Genomic DNA, 26411 nt, shown 5'->3' on the forward strand with positions numbered 1-26411 from the left:
GGCTTACTCCAGCGCGTCGATCATTTTCTGGGTGATGAGGCAGATCCCGTTCTCGGTCCGGCGGAAGCGTTTGGCGTCGAGCTCGGGATCCTCGCCGATCACCAGACCCGGCGGCACCTTCACGCCGCGGTCCAGCACCGCGTTTTTGACAAAGGCCCGGCGCCCGACTTCCGCGTAGGGCAGCGCGACCACACCTTCGAGTTGCGAAAACGAATGTGTCCGGCAGCCGGTGAACAGCAGGCAGCGATACAGCGAAGAGCCCGACACGATGCAGCCGCCCGCGACCATCGAGGACACGGCCTGCCCGCGGCGGCCTTCCTCGTTGTGGATGAACTTTGCCGGCGGGACGAGCTCCGAATAGGTCCAGATCGGCCAGTCGGTGGCGTATATGTCCAGCGCCGGTTCGAAGTCGGTCAGGTCGATGTTGGCCTTCCAATAGGCATCGACCGTGCCGACGTCACGCCAGTACGGTTCGCTCTCAAGCCCGGACATGACGCAGGAACGGCTGAACGGATGGGCATAGGCGCCGCCTTCCGCCACGATCGACGGAATGATGTCCTTGCCGAAGTCGTGTTCGGAGGCATCGTCAGGGCGGTCCTTGTCGAGGATTTCGTAGAGATATTCCGCCTCGAAGACGTAGATCCCCATGGAGGCCAGCGACCGGGTGTCGTCGCCCGGCATGGTCGGCGGATCGGCGGGCTTCTCGACGAAGCTGAGGATCTTGTCGGTGGCGTCCACGTCCATGACGCCGAAGCCCTTGGCCTCTTCCTTCGGCACCTCGATGCAGCCGACGGTGACCTTTGCCCCGGTCTGCACGTGCTGCTCGATCATATAGGAGTAGTCCTGCTTGTAGATATGGTCACCTGCCAGGATCAGGATGTACTTCGGGCCGTAGCCGCGAATGATCGAGATGTTCTGCGTGACCGCGTCCGCCGTACCCTTGTACCAGTTCTCCTCGTCCAGCATCTGGGAGGCGGGAAGGATGTCGAGACCCTCGTTGCGCTCCGCCCGGAAGAAAGACCAGCCGCGTTGCAGGTGGCGGATCAGGCTGTGTGCCTTGTACTGGGTTGCAACGCCGATCCGGCGGATGCCGGAGTTCACCGCGTTGGAGAGGGCAAAGTCGATGATCCGCGTCTTGCCGCCGAAATAGACCGCGGGCTTGGCCCGGACGTCCGTCAGTTCCTTCAGGCGACTCCCCCGCCCGCCGGCCAGCACGTATGCCATGGTCTGCTGCGCGAGACTGAATCTGTCGTTGTTCATCGTTACCCCCCTTTAAGGTTTATCTCCGACCGTCAGCTCCCCGTTCCGGTTCCGGAGTATTGGAAGAACACCGTGGCCAGAGGCGGCACCGTGATCTCTATGGAGTTGCGGCGCCCGTGGGCAGACACCTCTTCGGAGGTGCAGCCACCCGGGTTGCCCTGCCCGGATCCGCCGTAGATCGCTGCGTCGGTGTTCAGGACCTCTTCCCAGTGCCCTTCGCGCGTCACTCCGATGCGATAGCCGTGGCGTGTCACCGGCGTGAAGTTGGCAACCACCAGCACCGGAGCCCCGTCCAGCCCCTGGCGGGTCCAGGCAAAGATGCTGTCCTCGGCGTTGCCGCCGTCGATCCAGGTGAAGCCGTCCGACTTGGCGTCGAGTTCATAAAGCGCGGGCGATGCACGATAGAGTGCGTTCAGATCCCTGACGAGCCGCTGAACGCCTGCGTGCGGGGCGTAGTCCAGAAGGTGCCAGTCGAGGCTCCGATCGTGGTTCCATTCACCGAACTGCGCGAATTCGCAGCCCATGAAGAGCAATTTCTTGCCGGGGTGCCCCCACATGAACCCGAGATAGGCGCGCATGTTCGCGAACTTCTGCCATTCGTCGCCGGGCATCTTGCCCAGAAGGCTGCCCTTCCCGTGCACGACTTCGTCATGGCTGATCGGCAGGATGAAGTTCTCCGAAAAGGCGTAGTGCAGCCCGAAGGTCATCTTGTCGTGGTGGTATTTCCGGTTGATCGGGTCCTCGGCCATGTAGCGAAGGGTGTCGTTCATCCACCCCATGTTCCACTTGAACCCGAACCCGAGGCCGCCCGCGTCGGTCGGCGCCGAGACGCCCGGGAAGGCGGTCGATTCCTCTGCGATGGTCATGATGTCGCCATGCGCGGCGTAGACCTGTTCGTTCATGTGCCGCAGGAAATCGATGGCTTCGAGGTTCTCGCGTCCGCCGTGCTTGTTGGGCACCCACTCGCCTGCTTTGCGGGAATAGTCGCGATACAGCATGGAGGCCACGGCATCCACGCGCAGTCCGTCGATGCGGTACTCGTCCAGCCAGAACTTCGCGTTGGCGATCAGGTAGTTGGCAACCTCCGCCCGGCCGTAGTTGTAGACCAGCGTGTTCCAGTCGGGGTGATAGCCTTCCTTCGGATCGGCGTGTTCATAAAGCGCGGTGCCGTCGAACCGGCCAAGGCCATGGTTGTCGGTCGGGAAGTGGCCCGGGACCCAGTCGATGATGATGCCAAGCCCGGCCTGATGCGCGGCGTCGATAAAGGCCCGGAAATCGTCGGGCGTGCCGAACCGCGAGGTCGGCGCGAACAGCCCGATGGGCTGATAACCCCAGGAGCCGCCGAACGGATATTCGGAGATCGGTGTCAGTTCGATATGGGTGAAGCCCATGTCGGCCGCATAGGCCACCAGTTGATCGGCGTGTTCACGGTAGGTCAACGGGCGGTCGCCGTCTTCCGGTACGCGCCGCCAGCTTTCAAGGTGGACCTCGTACATGCTGATCGGCTTGTCGAAGCGCTGCAGTGCGCCCCGCTGTTCGATCCAGCCCGCGTCGTTCCATGTGTACGAGGACAGGTCGCGCACGACCGAGGCGGTCTTGGGCGGCAGTTCCGCCCCGAACCCGACAGGGTCTGCCTTCAGGGGCATCAGCGCGCCATCGCGGTTCAGGACCTCGTACTTGTAGACCGTGCCTTCACCCTCTCCGGGCAGGAATATCTCGTGCACGCCGGTCTGGCCGCGGCGTCGCATCACATGCCTCCGCCCGTCCCAGCCGTTGAAACCGCCGACGACCGAAACGCGCCGGGCGTTGGGCGCCCAGACCGCGAAATGCGTGCCCATCACCCCGCCATGTTCGATCACATGCGCACCAAGCGCCTGCCAGAGCTGCCCGTGCGTGCCTTCGCCGAGAAGGTATTCGTCGATTTCTCCCATGACCGGCCCGAAGCCGTAGGGGTCTTCCTCAACCCATGTCTCGTCGCCTTCCGACATGCGGAGCGTGTAGGCAAAGCGCTTCTTGCGGCGGGGGATCACCCCGGCGAAAAGATCGTCGCGGACCCTTTCAAGCGTGGCGGCGGCGCGACCCGTCTTGCGGTCCAGCACCTCCACCCCGGCGACACCCGGGCGCAGCACGCGAACGACGATGCCGCCGTCCACATCGTGCATGCCGAGAACGGAAAACGGGTCGGCGTGCTGTCCTGACAGCAGCCGGTCCGCGTCCGCAGTTTCTATCAGGTTCATTCGGCGGCCTCCTCCCCGGCGCCGAGGCGCGATCCGACATGCCAGATGTCGTGCGCATACCCCTTGATCGTCCGATCGGAGCTGAAAAAGCCCATCGACGCCGTGTTGACCAACGCCATGGCAGCCCAGTTTCGGGCGTTCTTGTACGCCTCGTCGGCGCGGCGCTGGGTATCGTAGTAACTGTCGAAATCGCATGTCACGAGGAAATAGTCGCTGTCATAGAGCATCCCCACTAGCCCGTGATACCGCCCCTGGTCCTGCGGGCAGAAACGGCCTTCGACGATCTGGCCGAGAACCCGTTGCAGGCGCGGTGAAGCCTCGATGGCGGCGCGGGCGAAGCCGGGCTGTGTCCGGCGCTCCATCACCTCTTCGGCGGTCAGGCCAAAGAGGAAGAAGTTTTCCGGCCCCACGTGTTCGCGAATTTCCACGTTCGCGCCGTCCAGAGTGCCAATGGTCAGCGCGCCGTTCAGGGCGAACTTCATGTTGCCGGTGCCCGACGCTTCCTTGCCGGCGGTCGAAATCTGCTCCGACAGGTCGGCGGCTGGAATCAGCACTTCCGCCATGGTGACATTGTAATTCGGTGGATAGACGACCTTGAGCAGGTCTTTCGTGATCTCGTCGGAGTTGATGACCGCGGCCACGTCGTTGATCAGGTGGATGATCTCCTTGGCGACGTGATAGCCGGGCGCGGCCTTGCCCCCGAAGATCTTCACCCGCGGCGTCCAGCCGGCATCCGGGTGCGCCCGCATCTCGTTCCAGAGCGCGACCGTTTCGAGGATGTTCATCAGCTGGCGCTTGTATTCGTGGATGCGCTTGATCTGCACGTCGAACATGGCGTCAGGGTCGATGGAAATGCCCATGGTTTCCGTCACCCAGTTCGCCAGCCGCACCTTGTTGGCGCGTTTCGCCGCGACGAATTCCTCCTTGAAAGCCACGTCGCCGGTGCGCGACTTGAGTTGTGACAGGAGGTCCAGATCGGTGACCCAGCCGTTGCCCAGTTCGCGTGTGATCAGCCCGGACAGCGCCGGGTTGCAGGTCTTCAGCCAGCGGCGTTGGGTGATGCCGTTTGTCTGGTTCACGATGCGCTGAGGGTGGATCTTGTGCAGGTCGTTGAAGACCGTCTTCTTCACCAGATCGGTGTGCAGGGCGGAAACGCCGTTGACCTTGTGCGCCATGATGAACGCCAGTTCGCCCATATTCACGTTGCCATGGTCAAGGATCTTCGGCGCGCCTTCGTGGCGGCGCAGGTGGTCGGCGTCGATCTCGCGGATGATTTCGAGGTGGCGCGGCAACACGCGCCCGAACAGCCATTCCGGCCACCGTTCCAGCGCCTCGGGCAGCAGCGTGTGGTTCGTATAACCAAGGCAGCGGCGGGCCAGCGCGATGGCTTCGTCCATGCCCAGTTCGTGCTTGTCGACCAGAACGCGCACCAATTCCGGCCCGGCAATCGCCGGGTGGGTGTCGTTCAACTGGATCGCAGCGGCATCGGGCAGGGTGCGGATGTCGGCATGGGTCGAGAGGAACCGCCGGAGAAGGTCCTGGATGGAAGCCGAGGTAAAGAAGTACTCCTGCTTCAGGCGCAGTTCCTTGCCGGTCTCCGTCGTGTCGTCGGGGTAGAGGACGCGGCAGATCGTGCGTGCGAGTGCCTCTGACCGCCCGGCGGCGAGGTAGTCGCCACGGTTGAAGCTTGCTAGATCGAACACCTTCGTCGGCATCGCAGCCCAAAGCCGCAGCGTGTTGCCCCACCGTCCTTCCCAACCGATCACCGGCGTATCGAACGCCGTGGCGATCACCGTTTCGGAGGGATGCCAGTGTGCCTTGCCGTCATGATGCTCCACATGGCCGCCGAAGGTGATCGGGTATTGCACTTCGGGGCGTTCGAATTCCCAGATGTGGTCCTGCTGAAGCCAGGTTTCCGGACGCTCGACCTGCTGACCCTCGACAAAATCCTGTTCGAACAGCCCGTGTTCGTAGCGGATGCCGTAGCCCATCGCCGGGATCCCGAGCGTCGCGAGGCTGTCCATGAAGCAGGCTGCAAGTCGTCCGAGACCGCCGTTGCCGAGTGCGGCATCGGGTTCGTCCTTCACGATGGTTTCGTAATCCTGCCCGAGCTCTTTCAGCGCCGCCTTCGCTTCGTCCACCAGCCCGAGGTTCGAGGCCATGTCCTCCACCAGCCGCCCGATCAGGAATTCCATCGACAGGTAGTAAACCCGTTTGGAGCCCGAGGCATAGGCTTCCTGGGTGGAGGGAATCCAATGATCCACCATGCGGTCGCGCAACGCGCGGGACAACGCCATGCGCCAGTCGTAGACCGACGAATGCGCCGCGTCCTTGCCAAGGCCATAACGCAGATGACGCAGGATTTCGTCTTTCATGGGAGGGGTCCTCGGCGGGGGTTCATTGCTTCATTCAACACTAGCGTGGCTGCCCGGCAAGTCAGCCTAATATTCCGATACCGCTAACAACTGGCGGATGCCCGAGTTATTGGCAAGCCTCCTGACCGTCTCAGCGTGTGTGCGGCGCCCGCCGGTGCGCGGGCGCCTGTTTCTCATGCAGCCTTGGGGGTAAGCTGCTGTTCTTCGACTGGCGGCGGTTCCATGGCGCCGGTCATGATGGCGACCGCGTCCGACATGGAAATCTTCTTCGGGTCGACCACGGCGTGCCGTTTGCCCAGCCGGTGGATGTGCACGCGGTCGGCCACCTCGAAGACGTGCGGCATGTTGTGGGAGATCAGAATGATCGGGATGCCCTTCGCGCGCACGTCCTGGATCAGCTCCAGCACGCGGCGGCTTTCCTTCACACCCAGAGCCGCAGTCGGTTCGTCCATGATGATGAACTTCTTTGCGAAAGCTGCGGCGCGCGCGACGGCGACACCCTGACGCTGTCCGCCCGAGAGCGTCTCGACCGCCTGGTTGATCGACTGCACGGTCATCAGGCCGAGGTCGGTCAGCTTCTGGCGGGCAAACTCCTCCATCCTCTTCTTGTCGAGTTGACGGAAGACCGTCCCCATGAAACCCGGTTTCCGCAGTTCCCGCCCGGCGAACATGTTGTCCGCGATGGACAACGCCGGGGACAACGCGAGTTGCTGGTAGACGATCTCGATCCCCATGTCCCGTGCGTCCAGAGGAGAGTGGAAGCGGACCGGCTTTCCTTCGATCTTGATCTCGCCCTCGTCGGGCTGGACCGCGCCGCAGATCGCCTTCACGATGGAGGACTTCCCTGCGCCGTTGTCCCCGATCACCGCCAGCACTTCACCGGGGAAGAGATCGAAATCCGCATGATCGATTGCGGTGACGTGGCCGTAGTGTTTCACGATGTTCCGGCCTTGAACGACTGGCTGAATGGTCATGCCGATGCCTTCCTGATCCACTGGTCCACTGCGACGGCCCCGATGATAAGCACGCCGATGAGGAGGTACGTCCATTGTGCGTCCGCACCGAGCAGCCTCAGCCCGAGGGTGAACACGCCCACGATCAGCGCCCCGAAGAGCGAGCCCATGACCGCACCGCGTCCGCCGAAGAGCGAGATGCCCCCGATCACCACGGCGGTGATGGATTCGATGTTGGCAAGCTGGCCGGATGTCGGAGACACCGATCCGATCCGCCCGACCAGGGCCCAGCCGGCAAAGGCGCAGATCAGCCCGGAGGCCATGTAGACGGAGATCAGGACCTTGTTGGCCTCGATGCCCGAGAGTTCCGCCGACTCCTTGTCGTCCCCCACGGCGTAGACGTGTCGGCCCCAGGCGGTCTGGTTCAGCATGTAAGCGAGGAACAAGAAAAGCAGCAGCATGAAGATCGCGCCGTAGGTCAGGCGGGCGCCGCCAAGCGCGATCACCGTGCCGAAAAACTGGAGCAGGGGCGCCTGCGCCTCGATCTCCTGCGCGCGGATCGTCTCGTTCGCGGAATAGAGGAAGTTGGTCGCCAGAACGATCTGCCACATCCCCAGCGTGACGATGAACGGCGGAAGCTTGACCTTGGCCACCAGCCAGCCGTTGATGAAGCCCATGAGCGTCCCGCACGCGAGACCGCACAGGATGGAGACCGGTGCCGGGATGCCATAGCGGAAAGTGAACTGGCCCATCACGACGGACGACAGCACCATGATCGCGCCGACGGACAGGTCGATGCCAGCCGTCAGGATGACAAGCGACTGGGCTGCCGCCACGATGCCGACGATCTGCACCTGCTGGAGGATCAGCGTCAACGCGAATGGCGAGAAGAACTTCGACCCAAGCAATATGCCGAACACGACGATCGACAGCACGAGAACGATGAGCGGAACCAGGGCGGGCGTGGAATGCAACGCCCCCCGGATCTTCGGCACAAGACCTTTGCGTCGTTCGAATTCCGCGACCGAACTGGTGGCGCGCGACAACGACGACTCGTAGTCCTGCCCTTTCGAGGCAGTCTCGGACATGGGGGCTCCTCCCTGATATGTGGCTGCGTCTTTGGTGCGCGCCTGCCTTCAGCCTAAACCCGAGGCATCGCGCGCGTCCATGGTGAAGGGGCGCAGGTCGCCCCTCCGGGTTTTTTCATGCGCCGCAGCGCTTTAGCCGAAGGATCAGCCCCAGCAGCGCTCGGTGCCTTCGGCGACAGAGATCGACTCGACCCCATCGACGGGCTCATCGGTGACCAGAGAGACGCCGGTATCGAAGAAGTCCTTGCCTTCGGTCGGCTGCGGTTTCACGCCGTCCTTGGCCCATGCTGCAATCGCCTCGATCCCTTTCGAGGCCATCAGGAGCGGGTACTGCTGCGACGTCGCGCCGATCACGCCGTCCGCCACGTTCTGCACACCGGGGCAACCGCCGTCGACGGACACGATCAGCACGTCGTTCTCACGGCCGATCGACTTCAGCGCCTCGTAGGCACCTGCGGCGGCGGGCTCGTTGATGGTGTAGACGACGTTGATCATCGGGTCCTTGGCGAGCAGGTTCTCCATGGCCTTGCGACCGCCTTCCTCGTTGCCCGCGGTCACGTCGTTTCCGACGATGCGCTCGTCTTCCTCGTCGCCCCACTTGTTCGGGTCGCCAAGGTCGATGCCGAAGCCCTGAAGGAAGCCTTGGTCGCGCAAGACGCCCACGGTCGGTTGAGATACACCGAGGTCGAGCATGGCGATCTTGGCGTTTGCGGCCTCATCGCCCAGCTTGGCGGCGGCCCACTTGCCGATCAGTTCCCCGGCAAGGAAGTTGTCGGTGGCAAAGGTCGCGTCGGCCGAGTCGATCGGGTTCAGCGGGGTGTCGAGAGCGATCACCAGGATGCCAGCGTCACGCGCCTGCTGCACGGCGGGGACGATGGAAGAGGTGTCGGATGCGGTCAGCAGGATGCCCTTGGCACCGTCCGCGATGCAGGTCTCGATGGCCTGGACCTGCGTTTCGTGGTCGCCGTCCACCTTGCCGGCGAAGCTCTTCAACTCGATGCCAAGCTCTTCGGCCTTGGCGGTCGCGCCTTCCTTCATCTTCACGAAGAACGGGTTAGTGTCCGTCTTGGTGATCAGGCAAGCGCTGGTCGCCATGCCGTGGCTTTCCGCTGCGGCGCCGGTGGCGAATGCTGCCAGTGCCAGGGCGGTGCCTGTCAGAAGCTTTTTCATGTGTATCCTCCCAGATCGTCGCGGGGCCGGCGCGCGACACGATGTGGCCCAGAAACCGGTGTTCCGGCTCTCTGTCCCGACTTGAACAGATTCGACGCCAAGCTGTCAACAATAAATAAATCAGATGTATTTATTATTGACAGGCGCACGCTGGCGGGCAAGATTTGGATTGTGGGTCAAGGCGCCGGAACGTCGAAAAAATCCTGCCGCGACGCGGCATTAGCTGCTACAGTGCAGCAAGGGCGCCCTGACGGGAGGATAGCACAAAAGGTCGATGGCATCATGAAGGAAAGTGTTCAGGGAGGGGAGGCTGCCCCGGTTGTTCTGGACGGTGCGCGCGGCTCCAACCAATCCGGGGTGCGGGCGCACAACGAACGGCTGGTCCTGACGCTGATCCGTCAGGTCGGCCCGCTCGCCAAGGCGGAGATCGCGCGCCTGACCGGTCTGTCCGCGCAGACCGTTTCTGTCATCATGCGTGGACTTGAAGCGGATGGCCTCCTCAAGAAAGGGGAGCCTGTGCGCGGCAAGGTCGGTCAGCCTTCGGTTCCGATGAACCTTGCAGGGGATGGCGCGTACTTTCTGGGTCTCAAGGTCGGACGGCGCAGCCTCGACCTGATCCTGACCGATTTTCGCGGACATGTCGAAGGGAGGGTCAGCGTCACTCACCGCTATCCCGACCCCGACAATGTGATCGCTTTTGCAAACGAATCGATTGAGATCCTGCTGGGCAAGCTCTCTGCAACGCAGCGCGCCCGCGTGGCCGGTCTGGGCATCGCGATTCCTTTCCGGTTGCATGACTGGGCTCAGCCGCTTGGGGTGGCGCAGGAGGACATGGCCGACTGGCAGGACCGTGACATTGCCGCCGATATCGCCGACCGCTGGGACTTTCCCGTCTATTTGCGCAACGACGCTTCGGCCGCCTGCGGGGCGGAGCTCGTCTTCGGGGACAAGAACCGGCCGCGTGATTTCCTTTACTTCTTTATCGGCTTCTTCGTCGGCGGTGGCATGGTGCTGGACAACACGCTTTACACCGGTCGCACCGGCAACGCCGCAGCTCTGGGCTCCATTCCGATCGGGATCGAGGGGGCGAAGGTGCGCCAGTTGGTCGATGTCGCGTCGCTCATCACGCTTGAACAAATGGTGATCGCCGCAGGCGGGCAGTCGGAGATGATCTGGTCGACGCCACAGGCCTGGCAACTGGACGAGCAGGTTCTGGAACCGTGGATGCAGAGGGCCGTTGACGGACTTGCCTATGCCATCCTCTCCGCCACCTGCCTCATCGATTTCGAGGCGGTGATGATTGACGGATGGCTGCCCGAAGCCGTGAGGTCCAGGATCGTTCAGCGGACTCGGGAGCGGCTCGAAGAGATCGGCGTGGCAGGGATTGACGTGCCCGAGATCAGGCCCGGCACCATCGGTCACGACGCGCGCGCCCTGGGGGCTGCCAGTCTTCCCTTGTCCGACCGCTTCCTTGTCGACCGCAATGCCTTCCTGAAAGCCTGAAGTCAGGTTGGTCCGTACGGCGTTGTTCTGGGCTGTGCGATGACGCGGCGCTTGCCGGTATCGACCCGCCGTTGCCAAGATGGCGGACAGTGAAACAACCCTCAAGCGGTGCGCCGCAGTCTGATAGATTTTGAGACCAAAGTGCGGCGCAGGCTTCCGTCACGACCAACTTCGCGACACGCTTGCCCCATCGTTATTGTTGCAGAGAGACAGACATGGCCATCCGCATTGCCGTCATCGGTGCCGGGATCATGGGCGCCGACCACGCCCGCATCGTCGCCGAAGACCTCCCAGGTGCAACGCTTCAGGTGCTTTGCGACAAGGACGACGCCCGCGCCCGCAAGGTGGGGGAGGCCCTCGGTGCCCGGCACATCGCGACCGATCCCGAAGATGTCGTCTCGCGTGAGGACGTGGACGCGGTCATCATCGCGTCGCCAGATTTTACCCACGCGCCGCTCAGCCTCGCCTGTATCCGGGCCGGCAAGAAGACAATGTGCGAGAAGCCTTTGTCACAGTCCTCAGCCGAATGCCTGAAGGTCATGAAGGCTGAAGAGGCCTCGGGCGAACGACACATCATGGTTGGGTTCATGCGCCGCTACGACCCGGCGTACATCCAGATGCGCGCTGCGCTGACCGGAGGGGATATCGGCCGCCCCTTGATGATGCACAACTGGCACCGCAACGGATCCACGCCGTCTGCCGATTTCACCGGGGCCATGGCGATCACGAACTCGGCGCCGCACGAATTCGATATCCTGCGCTACATGCTTGAATCGGAGGCCGTAACCATCACCGCGAGCCAGCCGAAGCGGTCCGACGACAAGGTGGCGCCGGTGGTGATGATCATCCAGACAGCCGACGACCAGATCGTGACCGTCGAGGTGAACAACAACGCGGCCTATGGCTACGACGTGAAGGCAGAACTGGTGGGCGAAAGCGGCTCGATCGCCACGAACCACGTCACATACACGCGGACGGACAAGGACGCGATCAAATCGCAGGCGCACGACCCCGACTGGCGGGACCGTTACGCAGAGGCGTACCGGCAGCAGAACAAGGCCTTCCTGAAATGGGTCAAGGGCGGCGAGTACCCCGAACGGGCGGCCACCGCTTGGGATGGCTATGTAGCTTCGGTGATAGCGGAAACCGGCGTGGCGGCGCTGGCGGAAGGCATCCGCAAGGACATCGCACTTGTCGAAAGACCGTCGTTTTATGCGCCGCGGTGAATGCTGCGACATCGGCTGGCCACTACTTGGCCTAGACAGATCGGGTGGGACTGAACGGCACGCGCGAAAGTACGATCAGCGGCGCAGCTCTGTCCCCTACGTCGTGACGTTTTCGGGAAACCAGGCTTGATTTGAAGAGTCTGGTCTCGCCTTATGAGTGAGCGACCTTTCATTTTGCACAAACTCATTTCCCGGAGTTCCCCATGGCGCAGTCCCCAAAGCGCGTGGCGCGCGACAGCCTTCAGCGTCTGACAGCCTTCAACCGCCAGATCGTGGCCAGCGATCCCGAACTCGCCGAAGAGGCTTTGGACGTCACCGTCGGTCTGACAGGCACGCGCGGCGCCGCAGACCTCGACGGGATATTTCTAAAGGAAAGCATAATCTTGCGTCGTAACCGCCCAGTGCTGGACGTGCGCGAAAACGCGGCGGTGCTGGAGTTCGCGTCTGAGGCGGAAAGCGACGTGTGGAAGGCGCGCCTCTCGGCGGCGGCGGAAGCGCTGGACCCTGTCATCCGTGCCGTCGGTCGAATAAACCTGCACAACGCCCCCTTGTCATGGGTGGGAACAGGCTGGCTCGTTGCCGAGCACATCGTCGTCACCAACCGGCACGTCGCGCAGGAGTTCGCGCAGGCGGGTGGCGATGGTTTCACGTTCACTCAGTCCGGTGGCCGCCCGATCCGTGCAGACGTCGATTTCCTTTCCGAGTTCGACAACCCCGACACCCGCGTCTTCCGTCTGACGCAGGTGCTGGATATCACGCCGGCCCCCGGTCCCGACATTGCCTTTTTCCGGGTTGAACGGGCTTCTGGCGATCACCGTCTTGCCATGCCGGTTCCCTTGGCCGAAGAGGCGGCCCTGACCAACAATGCCGCCGTTATCGGCTATCCCGCCTTCGACAGCCGTACCCCGGACTTCACCCTGATGGAGGACATTTTCGGCGCGCGATACAACCACAAACGCCTCGCGCCCGGCGCGGTCACCTTCCTTGAGGACAGCCGCCTTTACCACGACTGCACGACGCTTGGCGGCAACTCGGGCTCTGCCGTCATCGACCTCGACAGCGGCTTGGCGCTGGGGCTGCATTATTCCGGCGCCTTCATGCGGACCAACTACGCCGTGCGCAGCGACGTCGTGGCAAAGGCGCTGCGGCAGGTCACCACCGGCATCCGACCGGTTCGGCCTGCGCCGTCCGCCGCACCTCCCGAAGCGCCGCGCACGTCCGTCACGACGACGATTCCTCTGACCATCACCGTGACTTTGGGCGATCCCGCCCCCGCCGTCAGCGTTCAGACGCGGCCTGTAGCACCCTTCATACAATCGGACGATGACCTTCTCGACAACACAGAGGCCCCTGCCGAAAGCTATCGCGACAGGCGGGGCTTCCGGCCGGATTTCATCGGGGATGGAGGTTTGCTCTGCCCCCTGCCGCAGCTGATAGACGAGACCGACCTGTTGCGATTCGACTTCGACGGGCAGGACGAAACGGTCCTGAAGTATCAGCACTTTTCCGTCGCAATGAATGCGGCCCGACGTCTTTGCCTATGGTCGGCGGTTAACATCAACGGCGCGGAGCCCAAGGCTGCCCGCCGCGTCGGCTGGAAATACGATGGCCGCATCGAAAAGCGGTTCCAGATCAAGAAGGAGTGCTACGGCAACCCGCCCAAATTCTCGCGCGGGCACATGACACGGCGCAACGATCCCGGCTGGGGCAACGCCGCCGAAGCGCGTCTGGGCAACGAGGATTCGATGCATGTCACCAACGCCACGCCGCAGATGCAGTCCTTCAACGCGCCGATCTGGCTCGAGTTGGAAGACCACGCACTGAGGAACGCCATCGACGACGACATGCGCATCTGCGTCTACACCGGCCCGGTACTGAAGGACGACGACCCTGTGTTCTTCGGCGTTCAGGTGCCGGTGGCCTTCTGGAAGATCATCGCGTTTGTCCACGAACGGACCGGGCACCTCTCGGCCACCGGCTACCGCATGGACCAGACGGCGAACCTGCCGCGTCAGGACGAGTTCGTCTTTGGGGTCTTCCAGTCCAGTCACACGAACGAAGCGGCGCAGGTGTCCATACGTTCCATCGAGGCCGAAACCGGCCTGCACTTCGGCGGTCTGGCCGAGATCGATCCGCTGGGCCAGCAGGAATCGCTTGGCACCGGCCCGGTCACGGTGCCGCTTCTGACCGGCACGCAGATCCGGTGGTTCTAACAGTTTTCTATCGGGTTTATGCGACATGGGCATCGTTGTTGTTGGCCAGCTTCCGGTCTGGGGACGGTTGTTCCAAGGCGATCCGGTCAGCCGATTGTGTGTCGGACAAGGCGCTTGCCCGCCCTGATGAACGCAATCGTAAATGCGGGTGTGGTGACACAGGCGGCCATGCCTCGCCATCTCGGTGTCGATTGGTGTCGTTCCAGGGCGGCGCCCTGAAGGCAACCGACGTCATGCGCTGGGTATCGCAGGGGGGGCGTAGGATAGTTCTTGACCGGTTGGCCTCGGCCGTGCTCGTCGTGACACGTATCGCTCTGGTCGGACACGCCGATCATTGCATGATGCGACAGTGTGAAGAAACGGTCCAGTCGGGATTGAGAATGGCGCGTCCGGGGACATCGCCAACCGGAAATGGTTGACCGCCGGATCGGCGTTGATGGGGCTACGGGAGGCAAGAGATGGGCAAGCTCGCTTGGGGACTGATCGGTGGCGGCGAAGGCAGCCAGATCGGTCCGGCGCACAGGTTGGGTGCAGGGCTGGACGGGCTGTTTACCTTCAGCGCGGGTGCGCTGGATCACCGCCCGGACGCAGGTCGTGCATATGGCCAACGGCTTGGCCTCGCGGCGCATCGCGCCTACGGCGACTGGCAGGAGATGCTGGCGGGCGAGCAGGCACGTGATGACCGCGTCGATCTCGTGACGGTCGCCACTCCAAACGCCACCCATTTCGAGATCACCAAGGCGTTCCTCGAACACGGTTTCCACGTCTTGTGCGAAAAACCGATGACGATGACTGTTGAGGAAGGCGAAGAGATCGTTCGCATCGCCCGCGCTTCGGGCCGGATCTGCGCGGTGAACTACGGTTACACGGGGTATTCTCTGGTGCGGCACATGCGGGCCATGGTGGCACGCGGCGACCTCGGGGCCGTCCGGCTGGTAAAGGCGGAATTCGCCCATGGTCACCATGCGGACGCTGCGGACGCGGACAATCCGCGCGTTCGCTGGCGTTACGATCCGGCGCAGGCCGGTATCTCGGCCCAATTCGCCGACTGCGGTATCCATGCGCTTCACATGGCCAGTTTCGTGATCGGCCAGGAGGCGGAGCGGCTGTCGGCCGACACCGTCTCGTGCATCGGTTCCCGGGTGCTGGAAGACGACGCCATGGTGAACCTGCGCTTCGACCGTGGCGCGGTGGGCCGACTCTGGACGTCGTCTGTCGCCATCGGTCGTCAACACGGGTTGACGCTCCAGGTTTTCGGCGAAAAGGGCGGACTTCGCTGGTCGCAGGAGCAACCCAACCAGCTTTACTGGATGCCCCTCGGCGGACGCCTGCAGGTCATCGAGCGCGGCGAGACGGGGCTGTCGCCCGAAGCAGACCGCACAACCCGCGTCACCATCGGCCATGCGGAAGGGATGCCGCTGGCTTTCGCCAATATCTACAAGGATCTGGCCGAGGCGATCCGGGCGCAGAAAGAGAACAGGGAAATCGATCCAGCCGCGAATCTCTTTCCTCGCGCGGAAGACGGGCTGCGGTCCATGGCGGCGGTCGTGGCCGTCGCCGAAAGCGGCAAGTCGGAAGGCGCATGGAAAGATGCCCGCCCGCCGATGTTTCGCGACCCGGCAGGCGACTCGTCTGGGTGACGCGCATGGCGTTCCAGGCCGAGGTCGCGATTGCAGAAAGTCAGCGAGGTTCCCATGGAGCTCGCGGCATTGCCGGTGATGGGAATGGCGATCAGCGGGGCATGCGCGTGTTTTAGGAGGCCTGGAGCCCGAGCGTTTGCGGTGTGCAATCCGATCAGATTCGCAACATGGCTGCATCTTTGCGACGGAGCCGCCAAATGTCGTTCGATGCCATGAGACACGGTCACGTGTCGCAGTTTGGTGGAGCCGACAGAGCCGCACGCGCAATGTTGCCAGAATGCAAAAAAAGCCGCCAAGAGCTTACTCTCGGCGGCTTTCTATGGTGCCCAGAAGAGGACTCGAACCTCCACGACCGTTAAGTCACTGGTACCTGAAACCAGCGCGTCTACCAATTCCGCCATCTGGGCACGGGCTTGGTGAGGGCGGGGTTTACGGTTGTCGCGCGTCGGTGTCAACAAGGCGCTGAAAAGAATTTTCGCGCGGCAATCGGGCGCCTTGCTCCCGCCGCCCCGGACCCTTAAACCGGGGGATATCGGCGCAAGGGAGACAGGCCATGTCCAAACTCGTCACCATCTTCGGCGGCTCCGGATTCGTCGGCCGCTACATCGCCCGCCGCATGGCGAAAGAAGGCTGGCGCGTGCGCGTCGCCGTCCGCCGTCCGAACGAGGCTTTGTTCGTCAAGCCGTACGGCGTCGTGGGCCAGGTCGAACCGGTGTTCTGCAATATCCGTGACGACGACAGCGTGCGCGCCGCAACGGCAGGGGCGGACGCGGTGGTCAACTGCGTGGGCACCTTCGACATCTCCGGCAAGAACAACTTCGACGCTGTGCAGGCGGAGGGCGCGACGCGTATCGCCCGAATCACCAAGGAACGCGGCATCGACCGTATGGTGCACATCTCTGCAATCGGCGCGGATACGGAGGCCCGCAGCGCCTATGCTTCGTCGAAGGGTGAGGGTGAGGCCGGCGTGCTGGAACACATGCCCGATGCCGTGATCCTGCGGCCTTCCGTGATTTTCGGGCCGGAGGACGATTTCTTTAACCGGTTCGCCACTATGACCCGTTTCGGTCCGGTTCTGCCGCTCGTCGGTGCCGAGACCAGGTTCCAGACCGTCTACGTGGATGACGTCGCGCGGGCTGCCGTGATGGGTATTCTTGGTCAGTCAAAGCCGGGCGTTTACGAGCTGGGCGGACCGGATGTCATGACTTTCCGCGAGTTGATGAAGGACATGCTGAAGGTCATCCACCGCCGCAAGCTGATCCTGAACATCCCCTTCTTCATCGCCGCTCCCATGGCGTCGGTGATGGGGCTGGTCGACAAGCTGACGCTGGGGCTCGTCCCGGCGCAGATCACGCGCGACCAGGTGAAGACCCTGCATCACGACAATGTGGTATCCGGCGAGGCCAAAACCTTTGCCGATCTCGGCATCAAGCCGACGGCGGTAGAGGCGGTTCTGCCCGACTATCTCTGGCGGTTCCGTCCGTCGGGCCAATACGATGCGATCAAGGAATCGGCCAAGAACCTGCGCATGCAGTAAAGCGCAGCCCGGGCTTCGGATTCGGAAAGGGCGGCACCGGGTGCCGCCCTTTTTTCTTCAATTCGTGTGGTTGGCGGGGCGCCGCGGTACTAGTGCAGGTCCCGCAAGCGGTGCAGATCCGAGGCATTGCAGCAACCCGGCGGCGGTGTCGCACTGATCCGACTTTGCGCCGAAAGCCAATCCTCGCAGGAGTCGACCAGAGTGCAACCCCGGCAACGCGTGACCATGTCGGCATAGCGTTCCGGCTCAAGTCGCCCAGACCGAAGGGTCTCGCCAAGGCTGACCCCCATGACCCGCGCGACACTGCGCGTCAGGAAGAAGTGCCGGGATGGCTCTCCAAGGTGCTGTGACATGCGCAAAGCTCCTCCAAATGATCCCCGATGCCGGCCAGACGTCTGCGGTTGAGGCACGGCTTCGGAAAGGGCCGTGTGTCGTCGACCGGTTGGTCGAGCCAGTCACCGCATCCTTCTGCCCATTGGCATCCGCGACATCGCGTGACGATTGCAGCCCAATCCTCTTGCGTCAATAGCCCGGCATCCATCGCTTTCACGAGATCGACACCGGTGGCCTTCGCCATGCGTTGAACCAGCCAGTAATGTTCAATCTGGTCGCCCAGAACGGGTGGATAGGCAGTTCCGTCAGCCATGACTCACCCCCCTGCCAACTCGGCGAACAACGACGTGTTTCGGCAATAGGCGGGCGGCGGAGCGTCGTTTTCCGGCGCCGCCGCCATGGCGGCCAGCCAGTTTTCGCAGGACCCCGGCTGCGTGCAGCCCGTGCAGCGCAGGACGGCATCGTCAAGTTCGGATATGGTCAGTTTGCCACGCAGGATCAGTTCCTCAAGGTCCAGCCCCTGCGTGCCCGCCATGTGATCCACCAGCGCGGCGTGGCGTTTCAAAGTTTCCCTGCTTTGCATCTCCGGATCTCCCTCGCTGTCCTGATCGGTTGGGCGAGAGCTTAGCCGACTGCACGCACAGCGCCTTGACTCAGGTCAACGCGCGGCAAACGGGTCAGAGTCCGAGGCTGGCCGCCGTGCGTTTCACGACTTCCAGGCGTGCCGCGTTGGGAGGGTGCGAACCGAGGAAGCGGTTTCCCGGATCGGGGATGCGCGCGAAGAAGGCTGCGCCGCGCACCGGGTCATAGCCTGCCCGCGCCGAAATGATGGTGCCCAGCTGATCCGCCTCAAGCTCGAATTCCTTCGAGTATGTGCGCGCGCCAACCGCAGCGCCGAGTTGTTCGGCGTTCTTGATCGCCTCGGCCTCTGCACCGCTGATGGCGGCAATGCCCGCAAAGACCACGGCGCCGACCGTGGCGCTTTCCCGGGTCTTGGTCAGGTGGTCGCGAATGTGATGCGCTGCCTCGTGGCCCATCACGAAAGCCAGCTCGTCTGCATTCTCGACAGAGTTGATGAGGCCGAGGTTGAACGCCACGATCGGACGCCCGAAGCGGTCGACTGTCTGGAACGCGTTGGGGGGCTGGTCGGCGCGGTCGTCGACGACGATCTGGAAGTCGCAGTTCAGGCCAGAGGTTCGGGCTCGGCACATCTGTTCCGCCACGGGTTCGACCGCGTCCACCACCTCGACGAACTGGCGGGCGGCCTGGTTGGCGCGCAATTGCGCCGCCGTCGCACCCACAGGCGAAGGGACGGGCGAAGGCAGGGGTACTGTACCGCAGGCAGCAAGGGCCAGCGCGGCCAGGAGTGCGAATCTGAACATCTGTCTTCCGGGACGTATTGAGTGATGGTGTGCAGGATAGTCGCCCCATGGCCCTGGCGCCACCCCGTCCACGCAACCGTGACGGACTTCCGCCCAAGCCGCCGATTCCGGTTTTCTCTGTCATTGGGGCGCGCTACGGTTGGGCCATGTTCAGCATCGAGCACGACTTTGACGCAACGGTTGTGACCCTCGTCGACGAGGGCGGGACGCACCTGCAGGAAGATGTCATCATCTCCAGTTTCGAGGAATGCGTGACGGTCACACAATACGACCCGCGCACGGAGAGAGAGATGACCGTGACGCTCAGCATCACCCAGATGAACGACCTGATCGCGGCGGTGAACCTGCCTGAGGGCATCTACAGGCGCAACGGCTGACGGCTTTCAGGTCTCTGCCGGGCGGCGATTTCCAGGAATCGAGTCGGCTGTGGCGCGGCTGTGACGTTCGCGTAGGCGGGACCTCAGAAAACGAACGCCGTGGCGTCGAGATCCTCCGCAGGTTCGTTCAGCATCGTGCCCCCCCCCGGCGAGCAATCAGGTTTGGTTGTCAGGCTCATTGCCGAACGCGCCTTTGAGCGGTGTGGCGGTGCCGGTTGTGCCTAAAGGAAACGGCCCGCGCGCGAGCGGGCCGTTTGTTCGGGATCCGGCTACCGATCACATGCCGGGCATGATTACCTTGTCGATAACGTGGATCACGCCGTTCGATGCCTCGATGTCGGCCTGGGTCACGGTCGCGTCGTTCACCATGACGCCGTTGTCCAGGTCGATCATGACGTCGCCGCCCTCGACGGTGGTTGCTGTCATGTCATCCGACAGGTCGGTCGACATCACCTTTCCCGGGACGACGTGATAGGTGAGGATATCGACGAGCTTGTCCTTGTTCTCGGGCTTCAACAGGTCGTCGACGGTGCCGGCCGGCAACGCGGCAAAGGCTGCGTCGGTCGGCGCGAAGACAGTGAACGGGCCTTCGCCCTTCAGCGTGTCGACCAGTCCTGCGGCGGTCGCGGCGGCAAGCAGGGTTTCGAAGCTGCCCGCTTCGGTCGCGGTATCCACGACGTCCTTGGACATGGAGTGAGAGCCCGCGTAGGCGGGAACGGCGAGGGCGATGGCGGCAGCGGCTGCGAAAAAGGTCTTGCGGATCATTTCGGGTCCTCCTGTTTGATGTCGATGCCTTGGTGATGCATCGAGGAGGACTACGGGGCGTTTGCGTCGCCGGATCATGCCATTCTGCCGACCTCGGCCCTTGATAGAAAGCGGCGCGCCGCTAAGCCGCGCGCCGTTCCGGTTTCCAGTGAATTTGTCGTGACGCAGCGTGATCGCCCGTGAAGATCACTCTATCCCGATTGCGGCTCGCGCGATGCCATCCAGCATCTCCTGTACCTTCTGCATGGCACCATCGGGATACTGGGTGAAACCGATCGTGGTGGTGTCGGGGGTCTCTGGCCGGACGATGACAAAGATGTCGTAGGGGCAGAAGCGAATGTTCATCGGGTCGTCTTCCATCACTTCCCGACTGATCTGCGCCGAGCAGAAGCTGTAGACGTCCGCATGTTCGAACAGCACCACATCGGACCCAACGTCTTCGCGCGTCCTCTCCAGCATATCGCCCGTGTGCGAGACGTGGTCGACAACCAGCCCGGCGTCGAGAATCGCGTTCTCTAGGCCGAAGATCACGTCGTCAAAGCTCTGGTCCGTATCGTAGGTGACGGCGCTTTGCGCCAGCGCCGGACCTGTCGCCACGGCGGCGCAGGCGGAAACGGCGAGCGCTCTTATGAGGTGTTTCATGAATCCTCCCTTATGCTGATCACGCTGACGGGGGTGCCAAACGTGTCGCAATGGTGTCAGAGTAGTCAGCATAAGACATATGCGCGTTGAGACAAATCAACACATTCGGGGAGGCGAATATGGAATATGCAATGCTGGCGCTGCAGTATCTGGCGCTGTTTTTCGTCTTCGTGATCGGGGTTGGCGTGGCGGCCGTGATCGTCATGTACTTCCTCGACCGCCAGCAGACCGGCGACGCGATCCGCAGAAATTATCCGGTGATCGGGCGATTCCGGGGGATCTTCACCGAACTGGGCGAATTCTTCCGCCAGTACTTCTTTGCCATGGACCGGGAGGAGATGCCCTTCAACCGTGCGCAACGAAACTGGGTCTACCGCGCTGCAGAGAAGAAATCGAACACGGTGGCCTTCGGCTCCACGCGCAACCTGAATATTCCTGGCACGCCCATTTTCATGAATGCGGTTTTCCCTCCGCTCGACGACCAGTACGCTTCGACCGAACCGATGGAGATCGGGCCCTACTGCCGCGAACCTTACATGGCGAAGTCGATCTTCAACATTTCGGGCATGAGCTACGGGGCGCTGTCGAAACCGGCGGTGCGGGCGCTCTCTCGCGGGGCGAAGATGGCGGGCATCTGGATGAACACGGGGGAGGGCGGTCTGGCCCCCTACCACGAAGAGGGCGGCTGCGAAGTGGTCTACCAGATCGGGACGGCGAAATTCGGCGTCCGCGATCATGCCGGGAACCTCAGCGACGACAAACTGAGAGAGATCGCCGCCAAGCCCAACATCAAGATGTTCGAGATCAAGCTGAGTCAGGGTGCCAAGCCGGGCAAGGGCGGCATCCTTCCCGCGGCCAAGATCGATGAAGAAGTGGCCGCGATCCGCGGCGTCCCCATGGGGCTGGACGCGATCTCTCCGAACCGGCACCGCGAAGTTGACGACTTTGACGGGCTTCTGGACCTGATCTGTCACATCCGCGAGGTGACCGGCAAACCTGTCGGCTTCAAGACGTGCATCGGCTCTGCGGAGCCGTGGTTCGAGTTCTTCCGCAAGATCAAGGAACGTGGAGAGGAATGCGCACCGGATTTCATCGCAGTCGACGGCGGCGAAGGCGGTACAGGTGCGGCCCCCATGCCGCTCATCGATCTTGTGGGCCTGCCGTTGCGCGACGCGCTGATCCGCATGGTGGACCTGCGCGACTTGGCCGGTCTGCACGACCGCATCCGGATCATCGCCGCCGGCAAACTGGTGTCGCCGGCCGACGTGGCCTGGGCGATCTGCATGGGGGCGGACTTTGTCGTCTCCGGACGAGGGTTCATGTTCGCCCTCGGCTGCATCCAGGCGCTCAAGTGCAACAAGAATACCTGCCCGACCGGCATCACCACGCACATTCCCTCTCTCCAGAAGGGGTTGGTGGTCGAGGAGAAGGACAAGCGGGTCGCGGCCTACGCCAAGGCTGTCATCAGCGAGGTCGAGACAATCGCCCATTCCGTCGGTGTGGCGGAGCCGCGCCAGATGCGCCGTCGCCATGTCCGCGTGGTCAAGGACGACGGCTCTTCCGTCCAGATGAACGAAATCCACCCGTCCGTGCACCTTGGTCTGGAAGGCATGGCCCGGGCGCGTGGATTCAAGCAGTTCGAAGACGCGCTGCGTCGGATGGACGTCAAGGACGCGGCGGAGTGACCGCGCACGGGCCGGAGCCGTCCGATCCGTCGCCCGGCGGCCCTTCCTGACTAGCGCACCGATTGTTTCATGCGCGTAGCGCCAACGTGAGACATCGTTTGTTTTGATTCAGCGGAGTTGGCTTATCTTCCTCTTCAGCAAACGAGGAGACCCGAGAATGAGCCGCCGCTGGACAAATGACCTGAGCCGGGCAGACGCCACGCCCGAACACCTGTTCCTGAATCGCCGGCAGTTGTTCGGTGCGCTCGGCGCAGCCGGGTTGGGCGCGGCCCTGCCGATGGGCGCACGCGCGCAGGACGCGCTTGAGCCGAACAGCTTCGAAGAGATCACCTCGTACAACAACTACTACGAATTCGGGACCGGCAAGACGGATCCGGTGAAGAACGCGCACACGCTGACCACGGACCCTTGGGCCATTACCATCGGTGGTCTTGTCGAGAAGCCGGGCGACTACTCCATGGCCGACATCGTGAGCCAGATGGACATCGAGGAGCGCGTCTACCGTTTCCGCTGTGTGGAGGCCTGGTCGATGGTCGTGCCGTGGAACGGTTTCGAACTGGCCGATCTGCTGGAGATGGTAGGCGTGAAGCCCGAAGCGAAGTACGTGGCCTTCGAGACGGTCTATCGTCCGGATGAGATGCCGGGGCTTCGTTATCCGGTTCTCGACTGGCCCTACGTCGAAGGGTTGCGGCTGGACGAGGCGCGGCACCCGCTTACCCTCATGGCGACCGGTTTGTACGGAAAACCGATGCCGAACCAGAACGGCGCCCCGATCCGACTGATCGTTCCGTGGAAGTACGGCTTCAAGTCTATCAAGTCGATTGATCGGATTACCCTGACTGACAAAGAGCCGCCGACCTCCTGGAACAAGGCGAACCCGCGCGAGTACGGCTTTTATTCGAACGTGAACCCCGAGGTGGACCATCCTCGCTGGAGCCAGGCGACGGAACGCAAGATCGGGGGCGGTCTGTTCTCCAGGCGCGAACCCACCCTGATGTTCAATGGCTATGACGAAGTGGCCTCTCTTTATGAGGGCATGGATCTCAAGGCCAACTTCTGACCGCCGCGCCACGCGCACCGAACGATCACAGGAGTATTGACCGTGAACCATCGCCTCAAGGCATCCGACACCTCTTCCCCTGTGATGCTCGCGCGGGACGCCTTCAACAGGTTCGCGCGACGGGTGCCCACATGGATCGTCTACGTCGCGCTGGCCCTGCCGGCACCGTGGTTCGTGTACCTTGGCGCAACGGGCGGGCTCGGTGTCGAGCCGATCAAGGCGCTTGAGCATGAGCTGGGGCAGTGGGCGCTGTGGCTGCTGATCGCCGGACTGACGATAACACCGCTGCGCCGCTACGCGTCGATCAACGTTCTGAAGTTCCGCCGCGCAATCGGGTTGATGGCCTTCTACTATGTCACTCTGCACCTGCTGGTCTGGCTTGTCCTGGATGTGCAGGTCCTGTCGCAGATCTGGGCCGACATAGTGAAGCGCCCCTACATCACCATCGGCATGGCCGCCTTTGTCCTGATGCTGCCGCTGGCTGCGACATCGAACAACTGGTCGATCAGGAAACTCGGACCCCGCTGGCGACAGCTGCACAAGGCGACCTATGCCGTGGCCATCCTCGGGGCGCTGCACTTCGTCATGCTTGCGAAGGGCTTTCTGTTGGAGCCGCTTTTCTACATGGCGGTTGTTATCGTGCTGCTGGCCCTTCGATGGCCGCAGCGCCGTCGCAAGACAGTGAATCGGGAAAGGGCGGCCTGAGGGCCGCCTTTTCTTTTGCGGAAGCTCCCCCGCGAGGGGTGACTCGCGAGTCGGGATGCGCGTGAATCGCGGTTTGCACCGGGTTACGTAGGGGCCACCTGGGGATAAGCTTGGGGATAGCCGTTTGTGCAGGGCGAGTCACACTTGTCCGCGGCGTACAAAGCGGGCATTCGCGGCGGCTCCTTCAAAAAAAGTTGCCGCGCAACATGCTGAAAATAAACGCAAAAACGAGAAATATGAAAAAAAGACGACGAAACCTGAAAAAACTGCTTGCGGGTTTTGGTGAGTAACCGTAGATACCCCCTCACCGGCGGCGCTGAGGCGCCACACGGGACGCCAGACGGAACGGACGGGACGCCAACGAGGGGTTCTGGAGGGGAAGCGAGGCAAACATCTGAGGCATTGACGGGCGGGCGCGCCGGGAAGTTAGGGCGCACCGGTTCGGTTTTTGTCTCTGCGTTATTTGAAATTGCTGGTATCTGAAGAGATATGTGGGCGGCTCTGGTCCTGATCGATGGATCAACCCTCTCATATCAACGCTTCTAGGACTTCGGTCCGATGATGAAGTGTCAGCTTCACTGTTTGGAGCGGCTTTCGGTTTCTGATGAAACCAAAAGCACGTTATCAAACAGATGACTTCCAATGCGTATCCAATCCTTAGCCGGGTGGATATAGGGACCACGCCCCCAAAGCTGGTCTTGAAGTATTGGAGATGTGCAGAGGTTCGAACGTCAAGGATAGCAGGGTAACCTGCTTTCAACTTGAGAGTTTGATCCTGGCTCAGAACGAACGCTGGCGGCAGGCCTAACACATGCAAGTCGTGCGCGCCTTCGGGTGAGCGGCGGACGGGTGAGTAACACGTGGGAATATGCCCTTCTGTTGAGGATAGCCCCGGGAAACTGGGAGTAATACTCGATACGCCCTTTGGGGGAAGGAAGGATTAGCCCGCGTCTGATTAGGTAGTTGGTGGGGTAATGGCCTACCAAGCCTACGATCAGTAGCTGGTTTTAGAGGATGATCAGCCACACTGGGACTGAGACACGGCCCAGACTCCTACGGGAGGCAGCAGTGAGGAATCTTAGACAATGGGCGCAAGCCTGATCTAGCCATGCCGCGTGAGTGATGAAGGCCTTAGGGTCGTAAAGCTCTTTCGCCAGGGATGATAATGACAGTACCTGGTAAAGAAACCCCGGCTAACTCCGTGCCAGCAGCCGCGGTAATACGGAGGGGGTTAGCGTTGTTCGGAATTACTGGGCGTAAAGCGCGCGTAGGCGGACTGGAAAGTTGGGGGTGAAATCCCAGGGCTCAACCCTGGAACTGCCTCCAAAACTATCAGTCTAGAGTTCGAGAGAGGTGAGTGGAATTCCGAGTGTAGAGGTGAAATTCGTAGATATTCGGAGGAACACCAGTGGCGAAGGCGGCTCACTGGCTCGATACTGACGCTGAGGTGCGAAAGTGTGGGGAGCAAACAGGATTAGATACCCTGGTAGTCCACACCGTAAACGATGAATGCCAGTCGTCGGGTTGCATGCAATTCGGTGACACACCTAACGGATTAAGCATTCCGCCTGGGGAGTACGGTCGCAAGATTAAAACTCAAAGGAATTGACGGGGGCCCGCACAAGCGGTGGAGCATGTGGTTTAATTCGAAGCAACGCGCAGAACCTTACCAACCCTTGACATCCTGTGCTAACCCGAGAGATCGGGCTTTCCCTTCGGGGACGCAGTGACAGGTGCTGCATGGCTGTCGTCAGCTCGTGTCGTGAGATGTTCGGTTAAGTCCGGCAACGAGCGCAACCCACATCCTTAGTTGCCAGCAGTTCGGCTGGGCACTCTAGGGAAACTGCCCGTGATAAGCGGGAGGAAGGTGTGGATGACGTCAAGTCCTCATGGCCCTTACGGGTTGGGCTACACACGTGCTACAATGGCAGTGACAATGGGTTAATCCCCAAAAACTGTCTCAGTTCGGATTGGGGTCTGCAACTCGACCCCATGAAGTCGGAATCGCTAGTAATCGCGTAACAGCATGACGCGGTGAATACGTTCCCGGGCCTTGTACACACCGCCCGTCACACCATGGGAGTTGGTTCTACCTGACGGCCGTGCGCTAACCTTCGGGAGGCAGCGGACCACGGTAGGATCAGCGACTGGGGTGAAGTCGTAACAAGGTAGCCGTAGGGGAACCTGCGGCTGGATCACCTCCTTTCTAAGGATGCTTCTAGTCAGAAGAACTTGTTCTTCTCGTGAAGCACTTAGCAGA

Annotated in this window: 21 protein-coding genes, 1 tRNA gene and 1 rRNA gene; 10 read left to right on the forward strand and 13 right to left on the reverse strand. The window is 62.2% G+C overall.

What is annotated here, in order from left to right; translation table 11 throughout:
* Nucleotides 1-3: 3 nt before the first annotated feature.
* The 6 genes from glgC to ABFK29_RS03005 form a co-directional block, all read right to left on the reverse strand.
* Complete coding sequence (gene glgC, locus ABFK29_RS02980; protein ID WP_005854508.1) at nt 4-1260, reverse strand: glucose-1-phosphate adenylyltransferase; 1257 nt, start codon at nt 1258-1260, stop codon at nt 4-6.
* A 32-nt stretch (nt 1261-1292) separates the two neighbouring features.
* Entirely contained in the window at nt 1293-3497 is a 2205-nt protein-coding gene (gene glgB / locus ABFK29_RS02985) for a 1,4-alpha-glucan branching protein GlgB (RefSeq protein WP_005854510.1), read from the reverse strand.
* Nucleotides 3494-5872, reverse strand: coding sequence for a glycogen/starch/alpha-glucan phosphorylase (locus tag ABFK29_RS02990; protein WP_005854512.1), 2379 nt, complete (start codon nt 5870-5872; stop codon nt 3494-3496). The genes glgB and ABFK29_RS02990 overlap by 4 nt, the downstream gene beginning before the upstream one ends.
* A gap of 173 nt (nt 5873-6045) precedes the next feature.
* Nucleotides 6046-6846 (reverse strand): ATP-binding cassette domain-containing protein, encoded by an 801-nt coding sequence (locus tag ABFK29_RS02995; RefSeq protein ID WP_040603957.1) that lies wholly within the window; start codon nt 6844-6846, stop codon nt 6046-6048.
* On the reverse strand, nt 6843-7913 hold the full coding sequence (locus ABFK29_RS03000) for an ABC transporter permease (RefSeq protein WP_005854516.1): 1071 nt from the start codon (nt 7911-7913) through the stop codon (nt 6843-6845). The genes ABFK29_RS02995 and ABFK29_RS03000 overlap by 4 nt, the downstream gene beginning before the upstream one ends.
* A 144-nt stretch (nt 7914-8057) precedes the next feature.
* Nucleotides 8058-9083: a sugar ABC transporter substrate-binding protein gene (locus tag ABFK29_RS03005; protein ID WP_005854518.1), complete on the reverse strand. Its 1026-nt coding sequence runs from the start codon at nt 9081-9083 to the stop codon at nt 8058-8060.
* A gap of 282 nt (nt 9084-9365) precedes the next feature.
* Here ABFK29_RS03005 and ABFK29_RS03010 point away from each other — a divergent pair, with 282 nt between their 5' ends.
* The 4 genes from ABFK29_RS03010 to ABFK29_RS03025 all read left to right on the forward strand — a co-directional run bounded on the left by ABFK29_RS03010 (nt 9366) and on the right by ABFK29_RS03025 (nt 15665).
* Nucleotides 9366-10586, forward strand: coding sequence for an ROK family transcriptional regulator (locus ABFK29_RS03010; RefSeq protein ID WP_040603959.1), 1221 nt, complete (start codon nt 9366-9368; stop codon nt 10584-10586).
* 215 nt (nt 10587-10801) lie between these two features.
* Nucleotides 10802-11812 (forward strand): Gfo/Idh/MocA family oxidoreductase, encoded by a 1011-nt coding sequence (locus ABFK29_RS03015; RefSeq protein ID WP_005854521.1) that lies wholly within the window; start codon nt 10802-10804, stop codon nt 11810-11812.
* Between the two features lie 203 nt (nt 11813-12015).
* Nucleotides 12016-14025, forward strand: a complete 2010-nt coding sequence (locus ABFK29_RS03020; RefSeq protein ID WP_005854523.1) for a DNA/RNA non-specific endonuclease — start codon at nt 12016-12018, stop codon at nt 14023-14025.
* Nucleotides 14026-14483: 458 nt separating this feature from the next.
* Nucleotides 14484-15665: a Gfo/Idh/MocA family protein gene (locus tag ABFK29_RS03025; protein ID WP_005854525.1), complete on the forward strand. Its 1182-nt coding sequence runs from the start codon at nt 14484-14486 to the stop codon at nt 15663-15665.
* A 320-nt stretch (nt 15666-15985) separates the two neighbouring features.
* Here ABFK29_RS03025 and ABFK29_RS03030 read toward each other — a convergent pair.
* Nucleotides 15986-16072: transfer RNA gene (locus tag ABFK29_RS03030), tRNA-Leu, on the reverse strand.
* Nucleotides 16073-16218: 146 nt separating this feature from the next.
* Between ABFK29_RS03030 and ABFK29_RS03035 the strand changes: the two genes are divergently transcribed.
* Entirely contained in the window at nt 16219-17202 is a 984-nt protein-coding gene (locus tag ABFK29_RS03035) for a complex I NDUFA9 subunit family protein (RefSeq protein WP_005854527.1), read from the forward strand.
* Nucleotides 17203-17291: 89 nt separating this feature from the next.
* On the opposite strand, the gene ABFK29_RS03040 is transcribed toward ABFK29_RS03035, so the two are convergent.
* The 4 genes from ABFK29_RS03040 to ABFK29_RS03055 form a co-directional block, all read right to left on the reverse strand.
* Nucleotides 17292-17555 (reverse strand): DUF6455 family protein, encoded by a 264-nt coding sequence (locus ABFK29_RS03040; RefSeq protein WP_005854529.1) that lies wholly within the window; start codon nt 17553-17555, stop codon nt 17292-17294.
* Entirely contained in the window at nt 17513-17848 is a 336-nt protein-coding gene (locus tag ABFK29_RS03045; RefSeq protein WP_083803381.1) for a DUF6455 family protein, read from the reverse strand. Before ABFK29_RS03045 ends, ABFK29_RS03040 begins: the two co-directional genes overlap by 43 nt.
* A 3-nt stretch (nt 17849-17851) precedes the next feature.
* On the reverse strand, nt 17852-18118 hold the full coding sequence (locus tag ABFK29_RS03050) for a DUF6455 family protein (protein WP_040603961.1): 267 nt from the start codon (nt 18116-18118) through the stop codon (nt 17852-17854).
* A gap of 94 nt (nt 18119-18212) precedes the next feature.
* Nucleotides 18213-18917, reverse strand: a complete 705-nt coding sequence (locus tag ABFK29_RS03055; protein ID WP_040603963.1) for a M48 family metallopeptidase — start codon at nt 18915-18917, stop codon at nt 18213-18215.
* Nucleotides 18918-19063: 146 nt separating this feature from the next.
* On the opposite strand from ABFK29_RS03055, the gene ABFK29_RS03060 reads away from it, so the two are divergent.
* Nucleotides 19064-19294: a hypothetical protein gene (locus ABFK29_RS03060; protein ID WP_005854535.1), complete on the forward strand. Its 231-nt coding sequence runs from the start codon at nt 19064-19066 to the stop codon at nt 19292-19294.
* A gap of 276 nt (nt 19295-19570) precedes the next feature.
* Here the strand turns inward: ABFK29_RS03060 and ABFK29_RS03065 are convergent, their stop codons facing one another.
* On the reverse strand, nt 19571-20059 hold the full coding sequence (locus ABFK29_RS03065; protein WP_005854537.1) for a fasciclin domain-containing protein: 489 nt from the start codon (nt 20057-20059) through the stop codon (nt 19571-19573).
* A 186-nt stretch (nt 20060-20245) separates the two neighbouring features.
* Complete coding sequence (locus tag ABFK29_RS03070) at nt 20246-20701, reverse strand: hypothetical protein (protein WP_005854539.1); 456 nt, start codon at nt 20699-20701, stop codon at nt 20246-20248.
* A gap of 119 nt (nt 20702-20820) precedes the next feature.
* Here ABFK29_RS03070 and ABFK29_RS03075 point away from each other — a divergent pair, with 119 nt between their 5' ends.
* The 4 genes from ABFK29_RS03075 to ABFK29_RS03090 all read left to right on the forward strand — a co-directional run bounded on the left by ABFK29_RS03075 (nt 20821) and on the right by ABFK29_RS03090 (nt 26357).
* Nucleotides 20821-22386: an FMN-binding glutamate synthase family protein gene (locus ABFK29_RS03075; RefSeq protein ID WP_005854541.1), complete on the forward strand. Its 1566-nt coding sequence runs from the start codon at nt 20821-20823 to the stop codon at nt 22384-22386.
* A 157-nt stretch (nt 22387-22543) separates the two neighbouring features.
* Nucleotides 22544-23446, forward strand: a complete 903-nt coding sequence (gene msrP, locus ABFK29_RS03080; protein WP_005854543.1) for a protein-methionine-sulfoxide reductase catalytic subunit MsrP — start codon at nt 22544-22546, stop codon at nt 23444-23446.
* A gap of 84 nt (nt 23447-23530) precedes the next feature.
* Nucleotides 23531-24151, forward strand: coding sequence for a protein-methionine-sulfoxide reductase heme-binding subunit MsrQ (gene msrQ, locus ABFK29_RS03085; protein ID WP_005854545.1), 621 nt, complete (start codon nt 23531-23533; stop codon nt 24149-24151).
* A 757-nt stretch (nt 24152-24908) separates the two neighbouring features.
* Nucleotides 24909-26357, forward strand: a 16S ribosomal RNA gene (locus ABFK29_RS03090).
* Nucleotides 26358-26411 lie beyond the last annotated feature (54 nt).

The organism is Sagittula stellata E-37, assembly GCF_039724765.1.
In the GTDB taxonomy this organism is placed as follows: Bacteria; Pseudomonadota; Alphaproteobacteria; order Rhodobacterales; family Rhodobacteraceae; genus Sagittula; species Sagittula stellata.

Coding starts and splice junctions, on each gene's coding strand:
- glgC (WP_005854508.1), bottom strand. CDS start 1,260: ATGAACAACGACAGATTCAGTCTCGCGCAGCAGACCATGGCATACGTG.
- glgB (WP_005854510.1), bottom strand. CDS start 3,497: ATGAACCTGATAGAAACTGCGGACGCGGACCGGCTGCTGTCAGGACAG.
- ABFK29_RS02990 (WP_005854512.1), bottom strand. CDS start 5,872: ATGAAAGACGAAATCCTGCGTCATCTGCGTTATGGCCTTGGCAAGGAC.
- ABFK29_RS02995 (WP_040603957.1), bottom strand. CDS start 6,846: ATGACCATTCAGCCAGTCGTTCAAGGCCGGAACATCGTGAAACACTAC.
- ABFK29_RS03000 (WP_005854516.1), bottom strand. CDS start 7,913: ATGTCCGAGACTGCCTCGAAAGGGCAGGACTACGAGTCGTCGTTGTCG.
- ABFK29_RS03005 (WP_005854518.1), bottom strand. CDS start 9,083: ATGAAAAAGCTTCTGACAGGCACCGCCCTGGCACTGGCAGCATTCGCC.
- ABFK29_RS03010 (WP_040603959.1), top strand. CDS start 9,366: ATGAAGGAAAGTGTTCAGGGAGGGGAGGCTGCCCCGGTTGTTCTGGAC.
- ABFK29_RS03015 (WP_005854521.1), top strand. CDS start 10,802: ATGGCCATCCGCATTGCCGTCATCGGTGCCGGGATCATGGGCGCCGAC.
- ABFK29_RS03020 (WP_005854523.1), top strand. CDS start 12,016: ATGGCGCAGTCCCCAAAGCGCGTGGCGCGCGACAGCCTTCAGCGTCTG.
- ABFK29_RS03025 (WP_005854525.1), top strand. CDS start 14,484: ATGGGCAAGCTCGCTTGGGGACTGATCGGTGGCGGCGAAGGCAGCCAG.
- ABFK29_RS03035 (WP_005854527.1), top strand. CDS start 16,219: ATGTCCAAACTCGTCACCATCTTCGGCGGCTCCGGATTCGTCGGCCGC.
- ABFK29_RS03040 (WP_005854529.1), bottom strand. CDS start 17,555: ATGTCACAGCACCTTGGAGAGCCATCCCGGCACTTCTTCCTGACGCGC.
- ABFK29_RS03045 (WP_083803381.1), bottom strand. CDS start 17,848: ATGGCTGACGGAACTGCCTATCCACCCGTTCTGGGCGACCAGATTGAA.
- ABFK29_RS03050 (WP_040603961.1), bottom strand. CDS start 18,118: ATGCAAAGCAGGGAAACTTTGAAACGCCACGCCGCGCTGGTGGATCAC.
- ABFK29_RS03055 (WP_040603963.1), bottom strand. CDS start 18,917: ATGTTCAGATTCGCACTCCTGGCCGCGCTGGCCCTTGCTGCCTGCGGT.
- ABFK29_RS03060 (WP_005854535.1), top strand. CDS start 19,064: ATGTTCAGCATCGAGCACGACTTTGACGCAACGGTTGTGACCCTCGTC.
- ABFK29_RS03065 (WP_005854537.1), bottom strand. CDS start 20,059: ATGATCCGCAAGACCTTTTTCGCAGCCGCTGCCGCCATCGCCCTCGCC.
- ABFK29_RS03070 (WP_005854539.1), bottom strand. CDS start 20,701: ATGAAACACCTCATAAGAGCGCTCGCCGTTTCCGCCTGCGCCGCCGTG.
- ABFK29_RS03075 (WP_005854541.1), top strand. CDS start 20,821: ATGGAATATGCAATGCTGGCGCTGCAGTATCTGGCGCTGTTTTTCGTC.
- msrP (WP_005854543.1), top strand. CDS start 22,544: ATGAGCCGCCGCTGGACAAATGACCTGAGCCGGGCAGACGCCACGCCC.
- msrQ (WP_005854545.1), top strand. CDS start 23,531: ATGCTCGCGCGGGACGCCTTCAACAGGTTCGCGCGACGGGTGCCCACA.